This window comes from Erwinia sp. (genome assembly GCF_031978025.1).
Lineage (GTDB): Bacteria > Pseudomonadota > Gammaproteobacteria > Enterobacterales > Enterobacteriaceae > Erwinia.
Genome location: NZ_DALZCD010000216.1, coordinates 1 through 7,551 on the forward strand (window position 1 = coordinate 1; position 7,551 = coordinate 7,551).

Genomic DNA, 7,551 nt, shown 5'->3' on the forward strand with positions numbered 1-7,551 from the left:
CCGTCGCCAGCGTTCAGGATCGGTACGCCACCGGAGAACTCCGTGCCCAGACGCGCCGCGCCTTCCTGTGGATGACGCATGACAATAGCGTCCACGTAGGTGCTGATAACGGAAAGCGTATCCGCCAGCGTTTCGCCTTTTTTGCCCAGCGAGGTATTGCTGCCGTCGGCAAAACCGACCACGGAAGCGCCCAGGCGGTGCATGGCGCTCTCAAACGACAGGCGCGTACGGGTAGAGGCCTCGAAAAAGCAGCTGGCGATGACCTTATGCTTTAACAGCTCGGGCTGCGGTTTCGCCTTCAGGCTGGCGGCGGTACGTAATACCAGCTCCAGCTCTTCACGGCTGAGATCGTTAATTGAGATAATATTTTTGTGATACAGTGGGTTAGACATGTTCACTTTCCTCTGCACGTGCCGGTAAGCTAAAAAATGGGCAAAAAAAAGCCCCTCATTGAGGGGCGTTTTTACCGATCGGGAAGGAGGAAAAACGGCACTGCCGGCCTGCATTCAGGCTCGTCATTTTTACAATGTCAGCAGTAATCAGTTTCATGCATCCTCCAGACAAACGGGGGGCATTATACGCATTCATTCCACGGCGGCAAGTAAAAGTAATCGTTTGCCTGGCGCAGGTTCAGGGTAATTTGGCCAGCGTCGCCACCATCACCGCTTTAATGGTATGCAGGCGATTTTCCGCCTGGTCGAACACCACGCTATGTTTGGATTCAAACACTTCGTTGGTCACTTCCATGCCGCCGTGCAGATCGTATTGCTCAGCCATCTGCTGGCCCATCGTGGTTTGATCGTCATGGAAAGCGGGCAGGCAATGTAGGAATTTCACCTCTGGATTACCGGTAAGCGCCAGCATCTCGCTATTGACCTGGTACGCTCGCAGCAGGGCGATACGCTCCTCCCAGACTGCTTTCGGCTCGCCCATGGACACCCAGACGTCAGTATAGATAAAGTCAGCGCCTTTAACGCCTTCAGCAATATCTTCCGTCAGCGTAATCTTAGCGCCGCTGGCCTGCGCAGCCTGACGGCATTCGTTCACCAGCGCGGCGTCCGGCCAGCAGCCTTTCGGGGCCACCAGCCGGAGATCCAGCCCGGTCAGCGCCGCGGCCTCCATCATAGTATTGCCCATATTGTTACGCGCATCGCCCACGTAAGTAAAAACCATCTCGCTGAAAGGTTTCTCCGGCAGATGCTCCTGCATGGTCAATAAATCTGCCAGCAGCTGCGTGGGGTGGAATTCATCGGTCAGGCCGTTCCACACCGGTACGCCCGCGTGTTCCGCCAGTGATTCCACCAATGCCTGCCCGTGACCGCGATACTGGATGCCGTTATACATGCGTCCCAGCACGCGCGCGGTATCTTTCATCGACTCTTTATGGCCGATCTGGCTCCCGCTTGGGCCAATCCAGGTGACGTTGGCGCCCTGATCGTAAGCGGCAACTTCGAAAGAGCATCGGGTGCGGGTCGAGTCTTTTTCGAAGATGAGCGCGATATTTTTACCTTTGAGGTGCTGCACTTCTTCACCGTTTTTCTTATCGGTCTTAAGCCGTGCGGCCAGCGCGAGTAAAGCGGTAATGTCGGCTTGGGTAAAATCAAGCAGCCTGAGGAAATGGCGTTGATATAACTGACTCATTGCGTGCTCCGGAAAGTAATTTATGAATTAAAATTCAAGTTAACTGTATTAATATGCATTTTCAACCCTGGCGTGCAGAAACTTTTCTATAAAGGTAGTGGCGCAGAGGACAGTGTGGGAAAATACTTAACAAAGGCCACATACAGAGGAACGGATCATGGCAAATGAAGCATTGCTGGAAGAGCAGCGTGAAGAGACGCGGCTGATTATTGAAGAGCTGTTGGATGATGGCAGCGACCCGGATGCGCTCTACACCATCGAACACCACCTCTCCTGCGACAGCTTTGACGCGCTGGAAAAGGCGGCGGTTGATGCGTTCAAGCTGGGTTACGAAGTCACCGAGCCGGAAGAACTGGACCTGGAAGACGGCACTAAAGTGATGTGCTGCGATATCCTGAGCGAAGCCGCGCTGAACGCGGAGCTGATCGATGCTCAGGTAGAGCAGCTGATTGACCTCGCCGCGAAGTACAACGTGGATTACGACGGCTGGGGCACTTACTTTGAAGATCCGGATGCTGAGGATGAGGACGAAGACGAGGACGACGACCTGACCGACGAAGAAGACAACGGCACTCGTCACTGATGCTCGTGGGCGGACGCTGTCTGCCCGTTTGCGTCGTCCTGCTCCCTGCAGGGCGGCGCGAGGCTTTTTTAACCCGATTTTTACGGATTGTTTGCCCGCATGATCACCCACGACCTGCTTGCTCCCGTTCACGCTTTCCTGCACTGCCGTACGCCGCAAAAATGGCTCGACGAAGCCCGCAAGCCGGAAAACCTGCCGCTGCTGCTGACCGATCACCTTGTTTGCGAGCTGAAGGCTGCCCAAACCGCCATGTGGCTGATCCGCAAATACGTAGCGGATAAAGAGAGCGGCGACGCGCTGCTGGCCTGGTTAAAGCCCTGGGAACAGTTTGTGCACAGCGAAAACGCCGACTTAGCTTTCCTGGAACAGCATAAAGGGTTGTCGAAAGCGATTATCAGCCGCACGGACGTGCCCTACGGCGACAGGCTGGTAGACAAGATGGTGCTGCTGATTAAAGAAGAGCTGCATCATTTTTATCAGGTACTGGAAATTATGCAGGATCGTGCCATTCCCTACGTCAAAATCACTGCCAGCCGTTATGCCAAAGGTCTGTTGCGGGAAGTTACCACGCACGAGCCGCAGACGCTGGTGGATAAGCTGATTTGCGGGGCCTATATAGAAGCCCGCTCCTGCGAACGCTTCGCCAGCCTGGCGCCTTATCTGGACAAAGAGCTGGCCGATTTTTATTTTTCCCTGCTGCGTTCAGAAGCACGACATTATCAGGACTATCTGGCACTGGCTGCAGACATTTCGGCAGAGGATATTACCGCGCGCGTGCGAAAAATAGGCGAAACGGAAGCAAAGCTGATCGGCGAACCTGACAGCGAACTGCGTTTCCACAGCGGCCTGCCGGACTGGGTGTAATATTTATTTCCGCATGCCATAAATAAAAGCAGAAATCGTCAAAAAAGCGGGACGCGGGCTGAAACCGACACATTTTATTGCGGCATGGAGCAGCGGTAGGGCGGCAGCAACGTGCTGATTGTTACACACGGCATGACAATTATGACGCTGCTGCACGAGCTGGGTTATCAGCAGCTCACGCAGCCGCTCGATAATGCCAGCGTTACCCGTATCCGTTATAACGATGCCGGCGAGTTTGTTATCGAGGCGATCAACGATTTAAGCTACATCGCGCGCCGCTCACCGTAGCCTGCACCTGCACCGCTGACGCCACCCTGATAGCCTGCTGATTTATAACGAACGCAGCATGGTTACTTCGCAATCGACGTGGCCGGTGTTGCCCATCGGCCCATCGATATGCTGAAAGCCCAGGTGCTCGTAAAGGCGGATGGCGCGGGTCAGTGAGGCGGTGGTTTCCAGGTAGCAGCGCTTAAAGCCCAGCCCGCGGGCATGTTCCATGGCCTGCAACGCCAACGCTTTCGCCACGCCCAGCCCACGCAGTTCAGGCATAAAATACATTTTTTGCAGTTCACAAACGTCCGCTTCGCTGCCTTGTAACGGGGCCACGCCGCCGCCGCCCATCACCTTGCCGTCCAGCTCAATCACCCAGTAGGCGCTGTTGGGCTGGCGATAGAGTTCACAGAGCTGGTCGAGGTTCGGATCGGCAACCGTAAAACCTTTATCGGCAGTCAGGCCGCACTCGGCGGAAACCTGACGGATAACGTGAGCGATATGGGGGTTATCAGCGGGTTCAATAAGCCGAACCCGGATAGCGGGCGAAAGGGTACTGGTCATAAGCAGGAAGCCATTTTTTCAGAGAGTTTTGCAGTGTAATACCATCCGTCGGGCGAGGATGCAATCATCCGCTTACGCGCGAAAAGCAAAGCCCGCCGGGAGAGCGGGCAAGGTAAAACGGGCGGCTTTTGCGAGAGTGCAGGCCAGGCCCGCCTTAATGACCGGCGCGCTATTTAATGCGCCGGGCAGGCATCATGCGCGCCAGGGTATCATCTTTCAGAAAATAGTGATGGAAGAGGGCAGCCAGCGCGTGCAGACCAATCAGCCAGTAACCGAGCGGCGCCAGCGTTTCATGCCACTCAATAATCGTATGGGCCAGTTCCGGATTGGGGGTGGCAGAGACCGGCATGTTTGCGCCAAACAACCACCACTGCCGACCGGAGAGATAGCGGGAAGAAAGACCCAGTATGGGCAGCACGATAAATAAGGCATAGAGCGCGGTATGCACCGCATGTGACAGCCCTTTTTGCCAGCTGGCGATGGGTGGGGTAATCGCCGGGCTACGGTGGCGGAAACGCAAAAACATACGGGCCAGCATCACCAGCAGCACACTCGCTCCTGCACTGAAATGCGTAATAATCATGGCCAGCCGCTGCCAGGATCCGCGGTCGGCAAAACCCCTAAGTTCAATCGCGGCGTAGGCAACGGTAAGCAGCAGCACGGTCAGCCAGTGAAGCGCCATTTGGGGTCTGGCATACTTGTCAGTCATCGTTTTGTCCCGGGAAAGTAACAGACCGTTAATGTACCACCGCTTTCTTAAGAATTTGTTTGGGCGCGCCTTTTAGGGATAAAAAAACGCCCCGTAAACAGGTTACGGGGCGCTTCGTGATGGCGGCATATGACTGCCGTCTGGCTGATGCGGTTACAGTGCCGCGATAATGGCCTGCTGCTCAATCAGCTTGAGCCTGGCCTGTTCGAACTCGGCCATGCGCTCGCGCTCTTTTGCCACAACGGCTTCCGGTGCGCGGGAGACAAAGCCTTCATTAGAAAGCTTGCCTTCAATTTTGCCGATTTCCACTTCCAGCTTGCTGACTTCTTTGGCCAGACGATCCAGCTCGGCGGTTTTATCCACCAGGCCAGCCATCGGGATCAGCAGCTCTGCACCGTCGATGATCTTGGTGACCGAAACCGGGCCTTTCTCGCCAGCGGCCATGCAGGTCAGACTGTCCAGACGGGCCAAAGACTTCAGGAAGTTATGGTTATCGGTCACGCGGCGCACAACGTCAGCGCTCGCGCCGCGCAGCATCACATCGAGCGGTTTGGAGGGTGACAGGTTCATCTCCGCACGAATGTTACGCACCGCGACAATAGCCTGCTTCAGCCATTCTGTATCGCTCAGCGCCGCCTCATCCACTTTCGCTTCTTCAAATTCCGGCATCGGCTGCAGCATGATGGTGTCATCGCTGATGTTTTTCAGCACTTTCACCTGCTGCCAGATGGTTTCAGTGATAAAAGGAATAATCGGATGCGCCAGGCGCAGCAACGCTTCCAGCACCACAACCAGCGTGTTGCGGGTGCCGCGCAGCTGGGCTTCTGAACCGCCGTTCATTACCGGCTTGGTCAGCTCCAGATACCAGTCACAGAACTGGTTCCAGGTGAACTCATACAGGATGTTGGCGGCAATATCGAAGCGGTAGCTGTCCAGCGCGCCACGGTAAGCTTTCACCGTCTGGTTGAATTCGGCCAGGATCCAGCGATCCGCCAGCGACAGTTCCAGCTCGCCGCCGTTAAAGCCGCAGTCCTGATCCTGGGTGTTCATCAGCACGAAACGGCTGGCGTTCCACAGCTTGTTACAGAAGTTGCGATAGCCTTCCAGGCGCTTCATATCCCAGTTGATATCACGACCGGTAGAGGCCAGCGCCGCCAGCGTAAAGCGCAGCGCATCGGTACCGTGCGGTTCGATGCCGTTCGGGAATTGTTTCTCGGTGCGCTTGCGGATTTTCTCCGCCAGCTGAGGCTGCATCATATTGCCGGTGCGTTTCTCCAGCAGATCTTCCAGCGAAATGCCGTCAACCATATCCAGCGGATCGATTACGTTGCCTTTCGACTTGGACATCTTCTGTCCTTCTTCGTCACGGATCAGCCCCGTCATATAGACAGTTTTAAACGGCACCTGCGGCTTGCCGTCTTCATCTTTGATGAAGTGCATGGTCAACATGATCATGCGGGCGATCCAGAAGAAGATAATGTCGAAGCCGCTGACCAGCACGCTGGTCGGGTGGAAGGTGCTCAGATCCGGCGTTTTTTCCGGCCAGCCCAGCGTGGAGAAAGTCCACAGCCCTGAGGAGAACCAGGTATCCAGCACGTCTTCGTCCTGGTTCAGCACCACGTCCGTACCCAGGTTATTTTCGGCGCGCACTTCTTCTTCCGTACGGCCAACGTAAACATTGCCTTCGGCATCGTACCAGGCCGGGATGCGGTGGCCCCACCACAGTTGACGAGAAATACACCAGTCCTGAATATCACGCATCCAGGAGAAGTACATGTTCTCGTACTGCTTAGGCACGAACTGAATATCACCCTGTTCAACGGCTTCCACGGCAACTTTTGCCAGCGGTGCAGTACGCACGTACCACTGGTCGGTCAGCATTGGCTCGATCACTACGCCACCGCGATCGCCGTACGGGACAGTCAGATCGTGTGGTTTGATTTCATCGAGCAGGCCAAGCTCATCAACAGCAGCAACGATAGCTTTACGTGCGGCAAAACGCTCCAGCTTCTGGAAGGCGGCCGGGATGGCGTTGCTGTAAACGTCAGACTCTTCGCCATTGGTGTCATAGACCTGGGCGGCGTCACGGATATCGCCATCAAAGGTCAGGATGTTGATCATCGGCAGCTGGTGACGACGACCCACTTCATAGTCGTTAAAGTCGTGCGCTGGCGTGATCTTCACGCAGCCGGTGCCTTTTTCCATATCGGCGTGTTCATCACCGACGATGGGAATGCGGCGATTAACCAGCGGCAGCACGATGAATTTACCGATCAGATCTTTGTAGCGAGGATCTTCCGGGTTAACGGCCACGCCGGTATCGCCCAGCACCGTTTCCGGGCGGGTAGTCGCCACCACCAGATAATCTTTACCGTCAGCGGTTTTCGCGCCGTCGGCCAGCGGATAGCGGATATGCCACATTGAGCCTTTAGACTCGCGGTTTTCCACTTCCAGATCGGAGATCGCCGTGCGCAGTTTAGGATCCCAGTTCACCAGGCGTTTGCCACGGTAAATCAGGTTCTCTTTGTAGAGGCGCACAAACACTTCTTTCACTGCGTTGGAAAGGCCATCGTCCATGGTGAAGCGTTCGCGCTCCCAGTCCACGGAGTTGCCCAGACGGCGCATCTGGCGGGTAATGGTGCCGCCGGATTCCGCCTTCCACTGCCAGATTTTTTCGATAAAGGCATCGCGACCGTAGTCTTTGCGCGTTTTGCCTTCTTCCGCGGCGATCTTACGCTCCACCACCATCTGCGTGGCGATGCCCGCATGGTCCGTGCCCGCCTGCCACAGGGTGTTTTTTCCCTGCATACGCTGGTAGCGGATCATGGTATCCATGATGGTTTGCTGGAACGCATGACCCATATGCAAGCTACCGGTGACGTTCGGCGGCGGGATCATGATGCAGAAGCTTTCCTGGCTG

Annotated in this window: 7 protein-coding genes and 1 pseudogene; 3 read left to right on the forward strand and 5 right to left on the reverse strand. The window is 55.7% G+C overall.

Going from position 1 to position 7,551, the window contains the following annotated elements:
* Positions 1-392, reverse strand: a pseudogene (locus RTK32_RS16010) (aspartate carbamoyltransferase); the annotation flags it as partial.
* A gap of 238 nt (positions 393-630) precedes the next feature.
* Positions 631-1,641, reverse strand: a complete 1,011-nt coding sequence (gene argF, locus RTK32_RS16015; protein ID WP_312045699.1) for an ornithine carbamoyltransferase — start codon at positions 1,639-1,641, stop codon at positions 631-633.
* A 157-nt stretch (positions 1,642-1,798) separates the two neighbouring features.
* Between argF and rraB the strand changes: the two genes are divergently transcribed.
* The 3 genes from rraB to RTK32_RS16030 all read left to right on the forward strand — a co-directional run bounded on the left by rraB (position 1,799) and on the right by RTK32_RS16030 (position 3,376).
* Entirely contained in the window at positions 1,799-2,224 is a 426-nt protein-coding gene (gene rraB / locus RTK32_RS16020) for a ribonuclease E inhibitor RraB (RefSeq protein WP_312045701.1), read from the forward strand.
* A 99-nt stretch (positions 2,225-2,323) separates the two neighbouring features.
* Positions 2,324-3,088 (forward strand): tRNA isopentenyl-2-thiomethyl-A-37 hydroxylase MiaE, encoded by a 765-nt coding sequence (gene miaE, locus RTK32_RS16025; RefSeq protein WP_312045703.1) that lies wholly within the window; start codon positions 2,324-2,326, stop codon positions 3,086-3,088.
* Positions 3,089-3,199: 111 nt separating this feature from the next.
* Positions 3,200-3,376 carry a histidine phosphatase family protein gene (locus RTK32_RS16030; RefSeq protein WP_312045704.1) on the forward strand — a complete coding sequence of 59 codons (177 nt, stop codon included), beginning with the start codon at positions 3,200-3,202 and terminating at the stop codon, positions 3,374-3,376.
* Between the two features lie 42 nt (positions 3,377-3,418).
* Here RTK32_RS16030 and RTK32_RS16035 read toward each other — a convergent pair whose 3' ends face one another.
* The 3 genes from RTK32_RS16035 to RTK32_RS16045 all read right to left on the reverse strand — a co-directional run.
* On the reverse strand, positions 3,419-3,922 hold the full coding sequence (locus RTK32_RS16035) for a GNAT family N-acetyltransferase (RefSeq protein ID WP_312045705.1): 504 nt from the start codon (positions 3,920-3,922) through the stop codon (positions 3,419-3,421).
* A 169-nt stretch (positions 3,923-4,091) separates the two neighbouring features.
* Positions 4,092-4,631 carry a cytochrome b561 gene (cybB, locus tag RTK32_RS16040; RefSeq protein ID WP_312045706.1) on the reverse strand — a complete coding sequence of 180 codons (540 nt, stop codon included), beginning with the start codon at positions 4,629-4,631 and terminating at the stop codon, positions 4,092-4,094.
* Positions 4,632-4,784: 153 nt separating this feature from the next.
* Positions 4,785-7,551, reverse strand: a 2,767-nt coding sequence (locus RTK32_RS16045; RefSeq protein WP_312045708.1) for a valine--tRNA ligase, incomplete at its 5' end; no start/stop codon positions are given.